This window comes from Nocardioides sp. QY071 (assembly GCF_029961765.1).
Classification (GTDB): domain Bacteria; phylum Actinomycetota; class Actinomycetes; order Propionibacteriales; family Nocardioidaceae; genus Nocardioides.
This window is the reverse complement of record NZ_CP124681.1, coordinates 690,496-705,371: the sequence shown is the minus strand read 5'-3', so window position 1 is coordinate 705,371 and position 14,876 is coordinate 690,496. Positions and strand designations below refer to the sequence as shown.

At 73.9% G+C, this 14,876-nt stretch carries 15 protein-coding genes; 7 read left to right on the top strand and 8 right to left on the bottom strand.

Annotation, left to right across the window (positions count from 1 at the left end):
- The first annotated feature begins 36 nt into the window (after positions 1-36).
- Complete coding sequence (locus QI633_RS03315; protein ID WP_282428064.1) at positions 37-666, top strand: hypothetical protein; 630 nt, start codon at positions 37-39, stop codon at positions 664-666.
- Here the strand turns inward: QI633_RS03315 and pdxH are convergent.
- The gene (gene pdxH / locus QI633_RS03310; RefSeq protein ID WP_282428063.1) at positions 618-1,277 is read right to left on the bottom strand and encodes a pyridoxamine 5'-phosphate oxidase; all 660 of its coding nucleotides are present in this window, start codon (positions 1,275-1,277) and stop codon (positions 618-620) included. The two genes, QI633_RS03315 and pdxH, sit on opposite strands and share 49 nt — an antisense overlap.
- A 117-nt stretch (positions 1,278-1,394) precedes the next feature.
- Between pdxH and QI633_RS03305 the strand changes: the two genes are divergently transcribed.
- Positions 1,395-2,498 carry a citrate synthase 2 gene (locus QI633_RS03305; protein WP_141800395.1) on the top strand — a complete coding sequence of 368 codons (1,104 nt, stop codon included), beginning with the start codon at positions 1,395-1,397 and terminating at the stop codon, positions 2,496-2,498.
- A 95-nt stretch (positions 2,499-2,593) separates the two neighbouring features.
- Here the strand turns inward: QI633_RS03305 and QI633_RS03300 are convergent, their stop codons facing one another.
- Positions 2,594-3,160 carry a hypothetical protein gene (locus QI633_RS03300; protein WP_282428062.1) on the bottom strand — a complete coding sequence of 189 codons (567 nt, stop codon included), beginning with the start codon at positions 3,158-3,160 and terminating at the stop codon, positions 2,594-2,596.
- A gap of 36 nt (positions 3,161-3,196) precedes the next feature.
- Entirely contained in the window at positions 3,197-4,069 is an 873-nt protein-coding gene (locus QI633_RS03295; protein ID WP_282428061.1) for a LysR substrate-binding domain-containing protein, read from the bottom strand.
- Positions 4,070-4,147: 78 nt separating this feature from the next.
- On the opposite strand from QI633_RS03295, the gene QI633_RS03290 reads away from it, so the two are divergent.
- Positions 4,148-5,050, top strand: a complete 903-nt coding sequence (locus QI633_RS03290) for an EamA family transporter (RefSeq protein WP_282428060.1) — start codon at positions 4,148-4,150, stop codon at positions 5,048-5,050.
- Here the strand turns inward: QI633_RS03290 and QI633_RS03285 are convergent.
- The gene (locus QI633_RS03285; RefSeq protein WP_282428059.1) at positions 5,037-5,702 is read right to left on the bottom strand and encodes a FadR/GntR family transcriptional regulator; all 666 of its coding nucleotides are present in this window, start codon (positions 5,700-5,702) and stop codon (positions 5,037-5,039) included. The genes QI633_RS03290 and QI633_RS03285 overlap by 14 nt on opposite strands.
- A 55-nt stretch (positions 5,703-5,757) precedes the next feature.
- Here QI633_RS03285 and QI633_RS03280 point away from each other — a divergent pair, with 55 nt between their 5' ends.
- Positions 5,758-6,969 carry an MFS transporter gene (locus QI633_RS03280; protein ID WP_282428058.1) on the top strand — a complete coding sequence of 404 codons (1,212 nt, stop codon included), beginning with the start codon at positions 5,758-5,760 and terminating at the stop codon, positions 6,967-6,969.
- Positions 6,970-7,038: 69 nt separating this feature from the next.
- Here QI633_RS03280 and QI633_RS03275 read toward each other — a convergent pair whose 3' ends face one another.
- Positions 7,039-8,370 carry a PLP-dependent aminotransferase family protein gene (locus QI633_RS03275; RefSeq protein WP_282428057.1) on the bottom strand — a complete coding sequence of 444 codons (1,332 nt, stop codon included), beginning with the start codon at positions 8,368-8,370 and terminating at the stop codon, positions 7,039-7,041.
- A gap of 71 nt (positions 8,371-8,441) precedes the next feature.
- Between QI633_RS03275 and QI633_RS03270 the strand changes: the two genes are divergently transcribed.
- Positions 8,442-9,110, top strand: coding sequence for a pyridoxamine 5'-phosphate oxidase family protein (locus QI633_RS03270; protein WP_282428056.1), 669 nt, complete (start codon positions 8,442-8,444; stop codon positions 9,108-9,110).
- A 216-nt stretch (positions 9,111-9,326) separates the two neighbouring features.
- Here the strand turns inward: QI633_RS03270 and QI633_RS03265 are convergent, their stop codons facing one another.
- Both QI633_RS03265 and QI633_RS03260 read right to left on the bottom strand, forming a co-directional pair.
- Complete coding sequence (locus QI633_RS03265) at positions 9,327-9,998, bottom strand: response regulator transcription factor (protein ID WP_282428055.1); 672 nt, start codon at positions 9,996-9,998, stop codon at positions 9,327-9,329.
- Positions 9,995-11,092 carry a sensor histidine kinase gene (locus QI633_RS03260; protein ID WP_282428054.1) on the bottom strand — a complete coding sequence of 366 codons (1,098 nt, stop codon included), beginning with the start codon at positions 11,090-11,092 and terminating at the stop codon, positions 9,995-9,997. The genes QI633_RS03265 and QI633_RS03260 overlap by 4 nt, the downstream gene beginning before the upstream one ends.
- A gap of 131 nt (positions 11,093-11,223) precedes the next feature.
- Between QI633_RS03260 and QI633_RS03255 the strand changes: the two genes are divergently transcribed.
- A complete protein-coding gene (locus QI633_RS03255) occupies positions 11,224-12,111 on the top strand; it encodes an ABC transporter ATP-binding protein (protein WP_141800404.1) in 888 nt (295 codons plus the stop codon).
- The gene (locus tag QI633_RS03250) at positions 12,108-12,968 is read left to right on the top strand and encodes an ABC transporter permease subunit (RefSeq protein WP_141800405.1); all 861 of its coding nucleotides are present in this window, start codon (positions 12,108-12,110) and stop codon (positions 12,966-12,968) included. The genes QI633_RS03255 and QI633_RS03250 overlap by 4 nt, the downstream gene beginning before the upstream one ends.
- A gap of 163 nt (positions 12,969-13,131) precedes the next feature.
- On the opposite strand, the gene QI633_RS03245 is transcribed toward QI633_RS03250, so the two are convergent.
- Complete coding sequence (locus tag QI633_RS03245; protein WP_141800406.1) at positions 13,132-14,763, bottom strand: helix-turn-helix domain-containing protein; 1,632 nt, start codon at positions 14,761-14,763, stop codon at positions 13,132-13,134.
- Between the last annotated feature and the right edge of the window lie 113 nt (positions 14,764-14,876).

Below are 14,876 nucleotides of genomic sequence, written 5' to 3'. Positions count from 1 at the left end.
CCCCGATGCCGGGTCCGGATGCGCGAAGATGTCGTCGTGGCCGACGACCGTACCGACCCCCGCGACGCCCTCCGCTCCGACGAGCGGGCGCGCGAGCACGCCGAGTTCCGCTCGCTGCTCATCCCGAACCGCGAGGTGCCCCTTGTCGAGGAGGCCGACGAGGACCACGCCGAGGACCACGCCGAGGACGACGTCGAAGACCACGCCGAGGACCAAGCCTTCGCGGCCGACCTGCCCGATGACGAGCACGAGGCGCTGCGTCGGGTCGTGGTGACCGAGCACGCCATCCCGCGGTTCGAGCCCCTCGAGGGCGCCGGTCAGGTGCCCGGCCTGGGCGAGGAGATCGTCCGGCGCCGGCGCAGCAGCCGGCGCCGCTCCCACCACCACACCCACCGCACCCGCCGGCCCGAGCCGGCCCCCGAGCCGGCTCCCGAAGCGGCTCCCAACCCAGCACCGAAGTCAGCACCGAAGGCGGCACCGGAGACCCCGTCCCCCACGGCCGGTACCGGCCGCCGCGAGACCTTCATCCTGGTCGCGGTGCTGGCGGTGCTGATCGCGCTGGCGGCGATCTACGCGGCCGCCCAGAAGGCGGACCAGCCCTCCGACAGCGGGCTGCGTCAGGGTGCCAGCCGGGTCAGCTCCCAGCCGCTCGACGTCCGGGCGTAGCGCAGCCGGTCGTGCATCCGGCCCGACCGGCCCTGCCAGAACTCGAAGGACGCCGGCTGCACGCGGTAGCCGCCCCACGCCGGCGGCACCGGTACCTCGGCGTCGGCGAAGCGGTCCTGTGCCTCGGCGTACCGCTGGTCCAGCTCGCCCCGCCCGTCGACGACCCGCGACTGGGGTGAGGCCCAGGCGCCGACCTGGGCGCCGCGCGGGCGGGTGGCGAAGTACGCCGCGACCTGCTCCGCGCCCAGCGGGTGTGCCGTCCCCTCGACCCGGACCTGCCGCTCGAGCGGGTGCCACGGGAACAGCAGCGCACAACGCGGCTCGGCCGCCAGCGCCTCGCCCTTGCGGGAGGCGGTGTTGGTGAAGAACGTGAACCCGTCGTCGGGCCCCTCGGCCGCCACCCCCTTGAGCAGCACCATCCGGGCCGAGGGCGCGCCGTCGGGGTCGACGGTCGCGACCACCATCGCGTTGGGCTCGTGCACGCCCGCGTCCGACACGGCGTCGAACCAGTCCTGCCACAGCGGCCACGGCGAGGGCGGTACGTCAGCCTCGACGAGCCCCTGCTCGCCGTACTCGCGGCGCAGGGCTGCCAGGCGGGGTCCGATGGTCATGGATCCACCCTAGGGAACCGCACGAGCGAGCCCCGAACGGCCGTGGGGCAGAATGCCGGGTGGCCCGCGGACCGCCCGGCTCGGAGCGTCCGCACCGTCTGACGAAGGAGCACGCCGATGCCTGAGGTACACCACGGACTGGAGGGCGTCGTCGCCTTCGAGACCCAGATCGCGGAGCCCGACAAGGAAGGCTCGGCGCTGCGCTACCGCGGTGTCGACATCGAGGACCTGGCCGGCCGGGTCCCCTTCGAGAACGTCTGGGGCCTGCTGATCGACGGCTCCTTCACCCCCGGCCTGCCGCCGGCCGAGGCGTTCAGCCTCCCCGTCCACACCGGCGACGTCCGCGTCGACGTCCAGGCCGCGATCGCGATGCTCGCGCCGGCCTTCGGCTTCGGCCAGACCTACGACATCTCCGACGAGCAGGCCCGCGCGGACCTCGCCCGGGTGGCCGTCATGGTGCTGTCGTACGCCGGCCAGTCGGCTCGCGACATCCACCTGCCCGTCGTACCTCAGAAGCTGGTCGACGAGGGCACGACCCTCGCCGAGAAGTTCCTCATCCGCTGGCGCGGCGAGGCCGACCCGAAGCATGCCCACGCGATCGACGCGTACTGGTCGTCGGCGGCCGAGCACGGCATGAACGCCTCCACCTTCACCGCCCGCGTCATCACCTCCACCGGCGCCGACGTCGCGGCCGCCTTCTCCGGCGCGATCGGCGCGATGAGCGGGCCGCTCCACGGCGGTGCCCCCTCGCGCGTGCTGCACATGATCGAGGAGGTCGAGAAGTCCGGCGACGCCGAGGGCTACGTCAAGGGCCTGCTCGACTCCGGCGAGCGGCTGATGGGCTTCGGCCACCGCGTCTACCGTGCCGAGGATCCCCGCGCGCGAGTGCTGCGACGTACCGCCCGCGAGCTCGACGCCCCCCGCTACGAGGTCGCCGAGGCCCTCGAGAAGGCCGCCCTCGCCGAGCTCCGCGCCCGCCGTCCCGACCGCGTCCTCGAGACCAACGTCGAGTTCTGGGCCGCGATCGTCCTCGACTTCGCCGAGGTCCCGGCCAACATGTTCACCTCGATGTTCACCTGCGCCCGCACCGGCGGCTGGTCGGCCCACATCCTCGAGCAGAAGAGGACCGGCCGCCTGATCCGCCCCTCGGCGATCTACACCGGCCCCTCCACCCGTCCCGCCAGCGACATCGAGGGCTGGAACCCCGCCTGGGGGAAGTGAGCCTCAGCCGGATCCGCACCGCACCCCATGCGAATTGGTCGAGGAATCGCCGAATTCCCGACCAGAACGTATGGGGTGCGGTGCGTCCGGAGCGGTCAGACCCGGCCGACGTACCAGGACAGCCTGCCCCGAGCGCCTTCCCGGGTGAGCGAGATGTGCACGTGGTCGCGGTGCCGCAGGGTGCGGGAGCACTCGCGCTTGGAGGGGCACCCGGCGTTGAGGTACGGCGCGGGGGCGAACCGGCGCCAGGAGGACCAGGTGGTGTCGTCCCAGATCACGTACATGACGCCCATCCGCCGGGCCAGTGCGGCGGGATTGCCGGCGGCGTCGGGTGCGAACAGGGCAGCCAGCAGACGACGGACCCGGCGCCGGTCGGCGGGGCGGCGTACGTCGACCGACCAGTCGAACGCGCGGCCCTCGTTGTGCTCCGACGGGCTGCCGCCGCACGCGCGGGAGATGCCGCCCGCGGCGCCGCCGAAGCGACGCACGACCCAGCGGCCGACGGCGATCGTGCCGATCCGGTCGTGCGGCGAGCAGCGGGTGGGCGGCTCGTACGGCGCGTAGTCCTCGATCGGCCCAGGGTCGGCCGAGGCCACCGACGCAGGCAGCATGAGCGCCGTCGCCAGCAGGGCGACGGCGAGCAGGGCGCGCACGACGGACACGCCGGTCCATCGGCGGCCACCACGACGACCTGAGGATCAGACCTCGACGCCGACCTGCTCGAGGAAGGCCGCCGCGGCGGGCGCAGGGCCGAAGGGACTCCACACGACGTGCTCCGTGCGCACCGGCGCCCGCGTCACGGGTACGGCGACCAGCCCGGGCAGCTGCTCCACGAACGTGGACGCCAGCAGCGCGACCGCCAGGCCCGCCCGCAGCAGCCGCCCCATCAGCAGCATGTCGGTGGTCTCGAAGCTGACCTCGCGGCGCAGGCCGGCGTCGGCGAAGGCGGTGTCGGCCTGCAGCCGGCCGGTGGTGCCCGCCGGGAAGTCGACGAAGGCCTCACCGGCGATCCGGGCGAGGGTCAGCCGCGACCGCCCGGCGAGCGGATGGTCGGGCGCCATCACGGCACGGTGCTGGTCGCGGGCCAGCTGCCGGCCGGCGACCCCGGCGATCTCCCAACCGTCGGGCAGGCCGAGGAAGGCCAGGTCGAGCGTCCCGTCGGCCACCTGCTGCACGTGGGTGTCGCTGTTGCCGCTGGTCAGCCGGACCTGGACCTGCGGGTAGCGCTCGCGGAAGGTCCGCAACGCCTCGGGTACGTCGACCGCGGCCACCGTCGGGATGACACCGATCGACAGCGGCCCCCGCACCTCCCCCGTCGCGGCCGCGACCTCGGCCCGGGCGCGGTCGGCGGCGTCGAGGCACTGGCGGGCGACCGGCAGGAAGGCCTGGCCCGCGGCACTGAGCCGGACCTGGCGGCTGGTGCGGTGGAACAGCCGCACGCCGAGCTCCTGCTCCAGCCGGGCCACCTGGTGGCTGAGCGCGGACTGCACGACGAAGCAGGCCTCGGCCGCCCGGGTGAAGGATCCGTGCTCGGCGATGGCCACGACGTACCTCATCTGCTGCAGCTCCACACATCCATCTTGATCCACGATCGATCCGATGAAAAGCATGTGTTGGACTCATGGACCAGACAGGCAGACGCTGGACTCATGACCACCACGCTCGACCGCCCGGCGCCCCAGACGACCACCACCACCACCACGAGCACGGCAGGGCTGACCGCCCTCACCGCCCTCGCCCCGGCCGTGTGGGGCACGACCTACCTGGTGACCACCGAGCTGCTCCCGCCCGGCCACCCACTGTTCGCCGGCCTGCTCCGCGCCCTGCCCGCGGGCCTGCTGCTCCTCGCGATCTTCCGCCGGCTCCCCCACGGTGCGTGGTGGTGGCGCGCTCTCGCCCTCGGCACGCTCAACATCGGCGCCTTCTTCCCCCTGCTCTTCATCGCCGCCGAGCGCCTGCCCGGCGGCGTCGCCGCCACGGTCGGCGCGGTCCAGCCGCTGCTCGTGATCGCACTGGCACTCCCGCTCCTCGGCGAGCACCCGACCGCGGCGCGCGTGGGCTGGGCGCTCGCCGGCGTCGGCGGAGTCGCCCTGGTCGTGCTCGGCCCCGACGCGGGCCTCGACCCGGTCGGCCTGCTCGCCGGCCTCGGCGGCGCCCTCTCGATGGCCACGGGCGTCGTGCTGACCCGACGCTGGGGCCGGCCGGAGAGCGTCAGCTCCCCGGTGCTGGTGAGCTGGCTGCTGACGGCCGGCGGCCTGGTCCTGCTGCCGACGACCTTCCTGATCGAGGGCACCCCGCCCGTCGTCGACGCCCCGGCAGCCGGTGGCTACCTGTGGCTGGGCGCGGTCGGCGGGCTGGCGGCGTACCTCCTCTGGTTCCGCGGCCTCGGCTCGCTTCCCGTCGTGGCGACCGCGCTGCTCGGCCTGCTCTCCCCCATCGTGGCGGCCGCGCTCGGGTGGCTGGTCCTGGGCGAGGCGCTGCGGCCGGTCCAGCTGGCCGGATTCGCGCTGGCGCTGGCGGCGATCCTCGGCGGGCAGCTCACCCGTCGCTAGGCACCACGTGGTCGAGCAGGTCGGCGCTGACCGTGGCGGCGAGTGCCGGGTCGCCGGCGCGGACCGCGTCGAGGACGGCGTCGTGCTCGTCGGCGAGCACGTCGGCGGCGCCCGGGTGCTCGATGCTGGCGCGCAGGGTCTCGACCAGGCCGTCGTACAGCTCGACGAGGAGCGGGTTGTGTGCGGCGGCGACGACCGCGCAGTGGAAGTCGACGTCGGCGTCGATGAACGCCGGGCCGTCGCCGTCCAGCACCGCTTGGCGACGGCGGTCCATGATCGCGTCCAGGGCCACCAGGTCCGCGGTGGTACGACGATCCGCGGCGAGCGCCGCAGCGCGCACCTCGATCGCGTGCCGGACCTCCAACAGGTGGGCGATGTCGACCCGGTCGAGCTGCTTGCGCATCAGCGCCTGCATGTCGGTGGTGGCCGCGACGTACGTGCCGTCGCCACGCCGGACCTGCAGCAGGCCGAGGTGTGCGAGCGCCTTGACCGCCTCGCGCACGGTGTTGCGGCTGACGCCGAGAGCCGCGGCGAGGGCTGGCTCGGGCGGGACCCGGGTGCCGACCTCCCACTCACCACTCTCCAGCAGCGCACGCATCCCCGCGATGGCCTGGTCGACCAGCGAGGCGGGTGCGGTGGGGGCGAGGGGCATGGGAATCCTTCCGGCTATTCGTCCAATGATCGGATGTCTGTCTATGCTAGTCGGCATGTCCGCCGTGGTCCATGATGCCGCCGCACCGTCGCCGCCCGCATCCGAAGGCGCGCGGGGCCGCGCGAGCCTGGGCCTCGCCGTCGCCGTCCTGCTCGTCGCGTTCAACCTGCGCCTGGCGATCACCTCGCTGGGCGCCCTGCTCGACCACCTCGGCGACCTCGGCGTCTCCGCCACCACCCAGGGCGTGCTGACCTCGGTCCCCGTGCTGTGCTTCGCCGCCGTCGGCGCGACCGCGATGGTCGTCACCCGGCGCATCGGCGTCGACCGCGGCCTGATCGCGGCGCTGGCCCTGGTCGCGGTCGGACTCGTGCTCCGCGTCCTCGACGGCACCCCCGCCCTGATCGCCGGTACGGCGGTCGCCTGCTCCGGCATCGCGCTGGGCAACGTGCTCATCCCCGCGATCGTCAAGGAGCACTTCCCCCACCGGATCGGCACCATGACCGGCGCCTACTCCGCCGTGCTCTCCCTCGGCTCGGCCGTCGGCGCCGCGACCACCGTCCCGATCGCCGACGCCGCCGGCTCCTGGCGGGTCGGGCTCGGCGTCTGGGCCCTGGCCGCCGTCGCCGCGGGGATCGCCTGGGCGCCGTACTGCCGCCGTCGCGACCCGCAGCGCGTCCAGGTGCGGCACGCACCGCTGTGGCGCAGCCCGATCGCGTGGGCGGTCACCCTGCTCTTCGCGACCCAGTCGCTGAACGCCTACGTGATGATGAGCTGGCTGCCGAGCGTGTACGCCGACGCCGGCTTCAGCGACGCGAAGGCGGGCCTGCTCCTGGCCACGAGCATCCTCATCGGCCTCCCGTTCTTCTTCGTCGCGCCGATGATCGCGGTCCGGATGGGGCACCAGGGCCACCTGGTCCTCGCCCTGACCGTGTTCACCGCGCTCGGCTGGACGGGCCTGTGGATCGCCCCGGTCGACGGCGCCTGGCTGTGGGCCGCCCTGCTCGGCGCCGGCGGCGCGGTGTTCCCGGTGGCCCTGGCGATGTTCGCGCTGCGCACGACCTCCACCGCCCAGACCGCCTCGATGTCGACCATGGCGCAGAGCGTCGGCTACCTGCTCGCCGCCGGCGGCCCGTTCCTCGTCGGCGTCCTCCACGACGCCACGGACAGCTGGACGCTGGCCTACACCCTGCTGCTCGGCACCGCCGCGGTCCAGGTCGCGGTCGGGTACGTCGCGGGCCGGCCGGTCAGGATCGCCGACCGCTTGTAACTAAGTGTTACAGCGCGGTTATCCACCACACGAGCCCCACCAGCCCCAACTTGAGTACGTAACACTTAGTTACAAGCGGCTGAGGGCTGCCACCAGCACCGCCAAGGCCCGGTCGAGCTCGTCGTCGGTCGGGCCGCCGAAGCCGACGACCAGGCCGCTGAGCCGGGCCGTGCGGCAGTAGTCGCGCAGCAGGTTCACCCGGAAGCCGGCCTCCTCGGCCGCCGCCCGAACCCGCACCGCGCGAACCTGGGGCAGTAGCCAGGTGGAGTACATGCCGGCGACGGGCCCCGCCAGCTCGGCGTACGGCGCCAGCGCCTCGACCACCTTCGGCGCCCGCTCGGCGTAGACCCGACGGGCCGAGCGGACCACCGCGTCGACGTACCCGTCGCGCAGCAGCGTCACCAGCGCCCGCTGCACCGGCCACGGCGGCGCGTCGTGGGTGAGTGAGCTGTGGGCGTCATAGGCGTCGAGCAGCCGGTCGGGTACGACGGACCAGCCGAGCCGCAGGGACGGCAGGATCGCCTTCGACGCGGTGCCCAGGTAGGCGACCCGGTCGCGGTCGAGCGAGGCGAGTGCGGGCACCGGTGCGACGTCGTAGCGGAACTCGGAGTCGTAGTCGTCCTCGAGCACCAGCGCTCCGTCGCGGCGCGCGGTGGCGAGCAGGGTGAGCCGGTCGGCGGCGGGCATGACCCGGCCGAGCGGGTGCTGGTGGGCGGGGGTCACGTAGGCGGCGCCGCAGCCGCGCAGGTCCGTGACGGGCTCGAGAGCGGGAAGATCAAGCACCTTGCGCCCCGACTCGCGCACGGTCGCCACGGCGGCGCGGTACCCGGGGTCCTCGACCGCCACCGCTTCCCGCGGCAGGACAGCGAGCAGGTGCCGCAGGCCCGCCCCCGTGCCGCCGGTGACCCGCACCCGCTCGGCGTCGACCGCCAGCCCGCGGGTGCGCCCGAGCCGCTCGGCCAGGAGCGCGCGGAGCTCGGGCAGGCCGCGCGGGTCGTCGTACCCGCGCGGCGGCGTCGCCACCGACACCTCCCGCCAGGCCCGCCGCCACACCGCCTGGTGCCGTGGGTCGATCCACGGGGTGCCCGCGTCGAGCATGACGAGCGGCTGTTCCACGGCAGGCGTACGACGGCGCCGGGGCACCGTCGGGCGGCCGGTCGTGCCGCGGGCGACCCAGGTGCCCGAGCCCTGGCGGGCCTCGAGCCAGCCCTCGGCGAGCAGCTGGTCGAAGGCCTGCTCCACGACCGAACGGGAGACGCCGAGGTCGGCCGCGAGCCGCCGGCTGGCCGGCATCCGGTCGTCCCTGGCGAGCACCCCGTCGTGCACCAGCCGGCGGACCTGGTCGGCGAGCTGGGTGCCGAGAGGGCGTGGGTCGGTGCGGTCGAGGCGAACGGGCAACATCGGAATTGGCCTGTCTGATTGGCTCGGAACTGGCCCGTGCGCACAGGCCACTTCCGGCCCACGATAGACCCATGAGCGTTGTCATGGAGCCGACCGACCGCACCCGGATCCGCCGCGGGCGCAACCGCGCCGTCGCCGAGCGCACCGACCTGCTGGCGCTGCTGACCGACGCCCTCGTCGCCCACCTGGGCGTGGGCGTCGGCGACCACCCGGTGGTGCTGCCGACGGCCTTCGCGGTCGACGTGCACGGCCCGGACGAGGGCGGCACGCTCTACGTCCACGGCTCCGTGGCCGCCCGGTGGCTGCGCGAGTCCGCCGACACGACCGTGTGCGTCACCGTCACCGAGCTCGACGGGCTGGTCGCCGGCCGCTCGGCGTTCCACCACTCGATGAACTACCGCTCCGCCGTCGTCATCGGGCGCGCTCGGGTGGTGGAGGACGCCGCCGAGCGGCAGCACGCCCTCGACCTGATCGTCGACCACATGATCCCCGGACGCTCCGCGACCCTGCGCCCCAGCACCCGCAAGGAGATGGCCGCGACGGCCGTGCTCGCCGTACCGCTGGCCGAGGCGTCGATGAAGGCCCGCGCCGGCGACCCGGTCGACGAGCCGGAGGACGTCGCGGCCGGCATCTGGGGCGGCCACATCCCGCTCCGGCGCGTGCTCGAGGACCCGGTCGCCGCGGGCGACAACCTGCCCGGGGTCGACGTACCCGAGGACGTGCGCGCCCGCACCTCCTGACGCCGACCCGGCGCGAAGTAGCTCTGAGATCCCGCCGGCCCGGCACGAAAGTGCGCGCAGGATCAGCCGACCCGGCAGAAGGTGCAACGCACCGACGCCACTTCCTGCCGGGTCGACACGAATCCGGGGCCACTTCCTGCCGGGTCGACACGAAACCGGGGCCACTTTCTGCCGGGTCGGCGGAATCGGGGAGCCAGTTGGCGCCGGGTCGGCGCGTCAGGTCCTCCGCAGCCCGGACTCGATGGCGAAGACGACCAGCTGCGCCCGGTCCCGGGCCTGCAGCTTGACCATCGCCCGGCTGACGTGGGTGCGGACCGTGTCGGGGCTGACCACGAGCGCCTCGGCGATCTCGCCGTTCGACATTCCGGTCGCCACCCAGCCGAGGATCTCGCGCTCCCGGTCGGTGAGGTCGCCGATCCGCGGGTGCGGCCTCTCGGCGCGGCTCGCGCCGAAGTGGTCGATCACGGTCCGGGTCACCGATGGCGCGAGCAGCGACCCGCCCTCGGCGACCACCCGGACCGCGTCGAGGATCGTGGTCGGCTCGGCGTCCTTGAGCAGGAAGCCGCTGGCGCCGGCCCGCAGCGCCTCGAAGACGTACTCGTCGAGCTCGAAGGTGGTCAGCATGACCACCTTCACCGCGGCCAGGGCCGGGTCGGCGGCGACCTCGGCGAGCATGCCGAGGCCATCGAGGACGGGCATCCGGATGTCGCAGAGCACCACCTCGGGCGTCGTACGACGCAGCAGGGCGAGCCCCTCGCGCCCGTCGCCCGCCTCTCCGGCGAGCTCGAGGTCCGGTTCGGCGGCGACGAGGGTGGCCAGGCCCATCCGGACCAGCGGCTGGTCGTCGACGAGCGCGACCCGGACGGGAGCGGTCTCGGGGTGGCTCATCCGGGCAGCACCGCGCTGACCTCGAACCCGCCCGCCTGCACCGGCCCCGCACGGAAGCTGCCGCCCAGCGCCTCGACGCGGGAGCGCATGCCGCTGATGCCCATGCCCTCATCCTGCACCGCGCCGCCGTGCCCGTCGTCCGAGACCCGCAGCGCGACCGTGTCGGTGCCCCGCTCCCAGACCACGGTGGCGGTCGAGGCGGCGGCATGCCGCAGCACATTCGTCAGCGCCTCCTGCAGCACGGCGTACGCCGCCGCGCCACTCGGCGGGGTCAGCTCGCCCGGCTCGCCGATCACCTCCAGCCGCAGCCCGGCGGAGCGGACCCGCTCGACGAGGGCCGGGATCGCCTCGACGCCCGCCGCGGGACGGCGCGGAGCCGGCTCACCGGCGATCGTCGCCAGCTCAGTGCGCAGCGCGTCCAGCGCCTCGCGGCTGGTGGTGCGGATCGCCTCGAGGCTGGTGCGGGCGGCACCCGGGTCGCGGTCGAGGACGTGCAGGGCGACCCCGGCCTGCATCGCGATCACCGCCAGGCCGTGGCCGACGCCGTCGTGGAGGTCCTGCGCCATCCGCAGCCGCTCCTCGGCGGCGGCGCGCGACGTACGGTCCACCCAGGCGGCCCGGCCCTGTTGGAGCATGGTGCCGATCGCGGCGGCCGCGGACACGAGCGCCCCGATGCCGATCGCCTGCCAGGCGCCGACCGCGAGGTGGTCCCAGCGCAGGCCGCGCACCAGCAGGCCGGCCCAGATCAGCACGGCCGCGACCAGCAGCAGCGGGAACCAGGTGGGGAACGGGCGTCGGGTCGCCAGCACGAAGGACGCGACGATCAGCGCGAAGAAGATCGGGCCGTTCTCGCCGCCGACCGCGAAGTAGCCGCCGCTCAACGCGCCGGTCGCGACCAGGAGCACGGGGAACCGGTCGAGCAGCAGCAGCGAGAGCGCGGCGCCCGCGGCGAGCACCACGGACAGCACCCGCCCGACCACGCCGGCCTCGACCTCCCCGACGTGCCCGAGGTTCACGGCGAAGGAGCCGCCGATGATGATCACCGCGACCGGGATCAGCCACCAGCGCTTCGCGAGCCACATGTTCGTGTTCATGCCCCGAACCTAGGTGAGCGCACGGTCCTCGTCGTACGACGACGGGAGCCTCCGGCGTACGCAGTTCTGCGTATGCCGCAGCCGCGCTGGAGCGGACGCGCATCGGGCGTCGAGGCGCGAGCGTGGAGCCCATGAACGCACAGGGAACGACGGTGGCCTCCACCGACAACCTCACGAAGGTCTACGGCGACCGGGTCGCCGTCGACAAGGTCACGATGACCGTGCGGCGCGGCGAGGTCTACGGCTTCCTCGGCCCCAACGGCGCCGGGAAGACGACGACGCTGCGGATGCTGCTCGGCCTGATCCGGCCGACCTCGGGCACGACGTACGCCACTGCCTCGGTGGGCGCGCTGATCGAGGGACCCGGCTTCTTCCCCTACCTGTCCGGGCGCGCGAACCTGCGCGTGCTGGCCCGGCACCGCGGCCTGTCCGACGCGGAGGTCGAGCGGGTCCTCGAGCGGGTCGACCTGGCGAACCGCGGGGACGACCGGTTCAAGGGCTACTCGCTCGGCATGAAGCAGCGCCTCGGCGTCGCCGCCGCACTGATGGGCGACCCCGAGCTGATCGTCCTCGACGAGCCGACCAACGGCCTCGACCCGGCCGGCATGGCCGACATGCGGGCGCTGGTCGTCGACCTCGCCCGCGGCGGCCAGACCGTGCTCCTGTCGAGCCACCTGCTCGCCGAGGTGCAGGAGATCTGCCACCGCGTCGGCGTCATCAACGACGGCGTGCTGCTGCGCGAGTCGACCGTCGCCGACCTGCGCGGCGGCGTCTCGCTGCGGATCCGGGCCACGCCCGAGCCCGAGGCTCTCGCCGTGGCGATGCGGCTGGCCGGCGACGACGGCGTACGACGCGACTCCGACGGCGGCCTGCTGCTCACGCTGCCCGCCGACCGCGCCCCCGACGTCACCCGTGCGCTGGTCGGTGCCGGCGTCGACGTCCACGAGATCACCGCTGCCGAGCGCAGCCTCGAGGAGGTCTTCTTCGAGATGACGAGCCAGAAGGAGTCGGTCCGATGAGCACCGTCCTGTCCACCACCCGCAGCACCCGCGCCGAGCTGATGCGCCTGCGCGCCTGGCCGGCCGTGTGGATCACCCTCGGCGCCTGGCTGGTGCTGAGCATGCTGTTCGGCTACCTGTTCACCTACTTGTCCTACACCAGCGGCGACCCCGGCTTCACCGACGAGGGCACCACCCAGGCCCAGCAGCTCGCGCAGATGATGCCGGACGCCGTACCCGACGTCTTCTTGCAGGGCATGCCGATGTTCGGCGGCGCGCTGATGATGGTGCTCGGCGCGCTGGTCGCCGGCAACGGCTACGGCTGGGGCACCTGGAAGACGCTGTTCTCGCAGGGCGTGCGTCGTACGCCGGCGCTCGTCGGCTCGGTCCTCTCCCTCACCGCGATCGTCGTCGGCACCCTCGTGGTCACCTTCGCGCTCGACCTCGGCATCTCCGTGCTGATCGCGACCACCGAGTCCCAGGACGTCGTGATGCCCTCGCTGGGCTCGGTCGGCGAGGCGTTCGGCGCCGGCTTCCTGGTGCTGGAGATGTGGGCCCTCCTCGGCTTCCTGCTCGGCACCCTGGCCCGCGGCCCGGCCCTGTCGGTCGGCCTCGGCCTGGTGTGGGCGCTGGTCGTCGAGAACCTGCTGCGCGGCGTCGGCCAGCTCCTCGGCTGGGTCGAGAGCCTCACCGAAGTGCTGCCCGGCACCTCCGCCGGCTCGTTGATCGGCTCGATCGTGGGCGTCGGGGTCGGCGACGGCACCCCCGGCGTCGTCGACACCGTGCCCGGCACCCAGGCCGCGATCACCGTCGCCGTCTACGTCGCCCTCGCCGTCCTCGGCAGCATCGCGCTGGTCCGGCGGCGGGATGTGACCTGACGCCGACCCGGCCCGGAAAGGCTCCCGCAACCCGCCGACCCGGCAGAAACTGGCCCGGAATTCAGGCCGACCCGGCGCGAACTGACCCACTGAGGAGCGATCTCGCGCCGGGTCGGACGCGATTCAGCGCTGGCTTCTGCCGGCTCGGCGCACAACCCGAGTCTCAGGACTGGTCGTGGAGGCGCAGCTGCAGTGCCAGCAGGAGCCGGTCGTCGGGGTCGGCGAGGTCGTAGCCGGCGAGCGACTCCAGCCGGCCGATCCGGTAGCGGACCGTGTTCTGATGGGTGGTCAGCGCCTGGGCGGCGGGGCCGAACTCACCATGCACACGCAGCCAGACCCGGGCGGTCTCCAAGAGGTCGATGCTGCTCCGGCCGTCGTACTCGACCAGGGTGCGGAAGCGCTCGTCGTCGAGCAGGGCGGCGCGGGGCAGCGCCTCGAGGCACTCCGCCAGCAGGACGGCGGTCCGGTCGCTGTCGAGGGTGACCACCGGGCGCGCGGCCGAGGGTGCGGTCCGGGCGCAGACCCGCTCGATCTCGGCCCGGGCGGCGCGCACCGAGCCCGCCGAGGCCGAGGAGCTCACGGCGGCCCGGAACCCGGCGTGCCGCTGGGCCTGCAGGTGGGCCACGGTCCGCTCCGCCCAGGCGACGTCGCGGGCCGGATCCGCGGGGCCGGGTGCGAGCACGTACAGCCGAGCACCGTACGGCGCGACCAGGGCCTGCTCGGCCAGCGACACTGCGCGCATGCTCAGCAGCGCGACAGCCTCGGAGGACAGCAGCCACTCGGCGGCACGGTCGTCGTCGACGGCCTCGATGCCGATCAGGGCGAAGCTGGCCGGCTCCCGCACCCGCAGCTGAGGGACGTCGTCACCGGACCCGGGCCCCTCGGGCGCGAGCAGTCGCTGCACCAGCTCGGTGCTCACCGAGTGGATCTGCCGGGCCTGGCTGACCAGGCGGGCGGCGTAGCGCGCCGCGCCGACCAGGTGGTCCTCCAGCTCGGGCCCGAACGGGACGTCGGTCTCCTGCGCCCAGATGGTGCCGAGGTAGACCCCGGTGGTCGGGTCAGCCATGCCGATCCCCAACCGGCGGCGCACCTCGCCGGCCTCGGGCAGCTCGACCGTGGCGCCGGGCACCCGGAGCCGGTCATAGACCCGCTCTGAGCGCAGCTGCTCGACATGCCACTGGGGTGGCTCCCTGCCGAGGATGGCCAGCCGGCGGATCGGGTCCGCCTGGTCGCTGTAGGGCGAGAATGCCATCACCCGGGCCCGCTCGTCCTCGATCGAGATCAGCGTGCCGGTCGCGACTCCGAGCGCCTTGGCGACGTCGAAGAGGTCGGTGTGCTCAGCGAGGGCGCGGTTGAGCCGGGCGCTGCCGACGTCGTGCCGGCGCGGCTCGACCACGACCCGGAGCGCCTCGGCGAGCAGCGCGGACCACTCCGGTCCCCGAGGTACGACGACCACCGCCCCCGCGAGCAGCACCTCGGGGACCGGGACCCCCGGGTCGCGGAGCAGGATCGCGCCGGGCGACCGGGCGGCGAGATCGTCGGCCAACGCGACCAGCTGTCCGGGCGCATCGCCGGTGAGCACGACCAGGCCGGCACCGACCTCCTCGGGCAGCGCCTCCGCGGCCAGCGACGCGGCGTCGAGGATGACGTGGGTGCGCACCGCGAGCTCGGGGTCGGCCGCTCCGAGCAGCCGCACGTCGGTGATCAGCCGCAGGGCGTGGACGAGGTCGCGCAACGTGGCCGACATCGTCGCGGACGGCTCACCGGCCTTCGGAAACACGTCCGATACGGGCATGGACAATCCTCAAAGGAATCTGTCAGTTCTTTGAAGGATCCTACATCGACTCCGCTCGCCGGCGCTCCCTACGGTTGGGGCACCCGGCCAGCCCGACGCCGGACCGAGACCCA

Bases quoted from the DNA above. Each gene is read 5' to 3' on its own strand.
- pdxH (WP_282428063.1), bottom strand. From the start codon at position 1,277: ATGACCATCGGACCCCGCCTGGCAGCCCTGCGCCGCGAGTACGGCGAG.
- QI633_RS03305 (WP_141800395.1), top strand. From the start codon at position 1,395: ATGCCTGAGGTACACCACGGACTGGAGGGCGTCGTCGCCTTCGAGACC.
- QI633_RS03290 (WP_282428060.1), top strand. From the start codon at position 4,148: ATGACCACCACGCTCGACCGCCCGGCGCCCCAGACGACCACCACCACC.
- QI633_RS03285 (WP_282428059.1), bottom strand. From the start codon at position 5,702: ATGCCCCTCGCCCCCACCGCACCCGCCTCGCTGGTCGACCAGGCCATC.
- QI633_RS03280 (WP_282428058.1), top strand. From the start codon at position 5,758: ATGTCCGCCGTGGTCCATGATGCCGCCGCACCGTCGCCGCCCGCATCC.
- QI633_RS03275 (WP_282428057.1), bottom strand. From the start codon at position 8,370: ATGTTGCCCGTTCGCCTCGACCGCACCGACCCACGCCCTCTCGGCACC.
- QI633_RS03270 (WP_282428056.1), top strand. From the start codon at position 8,442: ATGAGCGTTGTCATGGAGCCGACCGACCGCACCCGGATCCGCCGCGGG.
- QI633_RS03265 (WP_282428055.1), bottom strand. From the start codon at position 9,998: ATGAGCCACCCCGAGACCGCTCCCGTCCGGGTCGCGCTCGTCGACGAC.
- QI633_RS03260 (WP_282428054.1), bottom strand. From the start codon at position 11,092: ATGAACACGAACATGTGGCTCGCGAAGCGCTGGTGGCTGATCCCGGTC.
- QI633_RS03255 (WP_141800404.1), top strand. From the start codon at position 11,224: ATGAACGCACAGGGAACGACGGTGGCCTCCACCGACAACCTCACGAAG.
- QI633_RS03250 (WP_141800405.1), top strand. From the start codon at position 12,108: ATGAGCACCGTCCTGTCCACCACCCGCAGCACCCGCGCCGAGCTGATG.
- QI633_RS03245 (WP_141800406.1), bottom strand. From the start codon at position 14,763: ATGCCCGTATCGGACGTGTTTCCGAAGGCCGGTGAGCCGTCCGCGACG.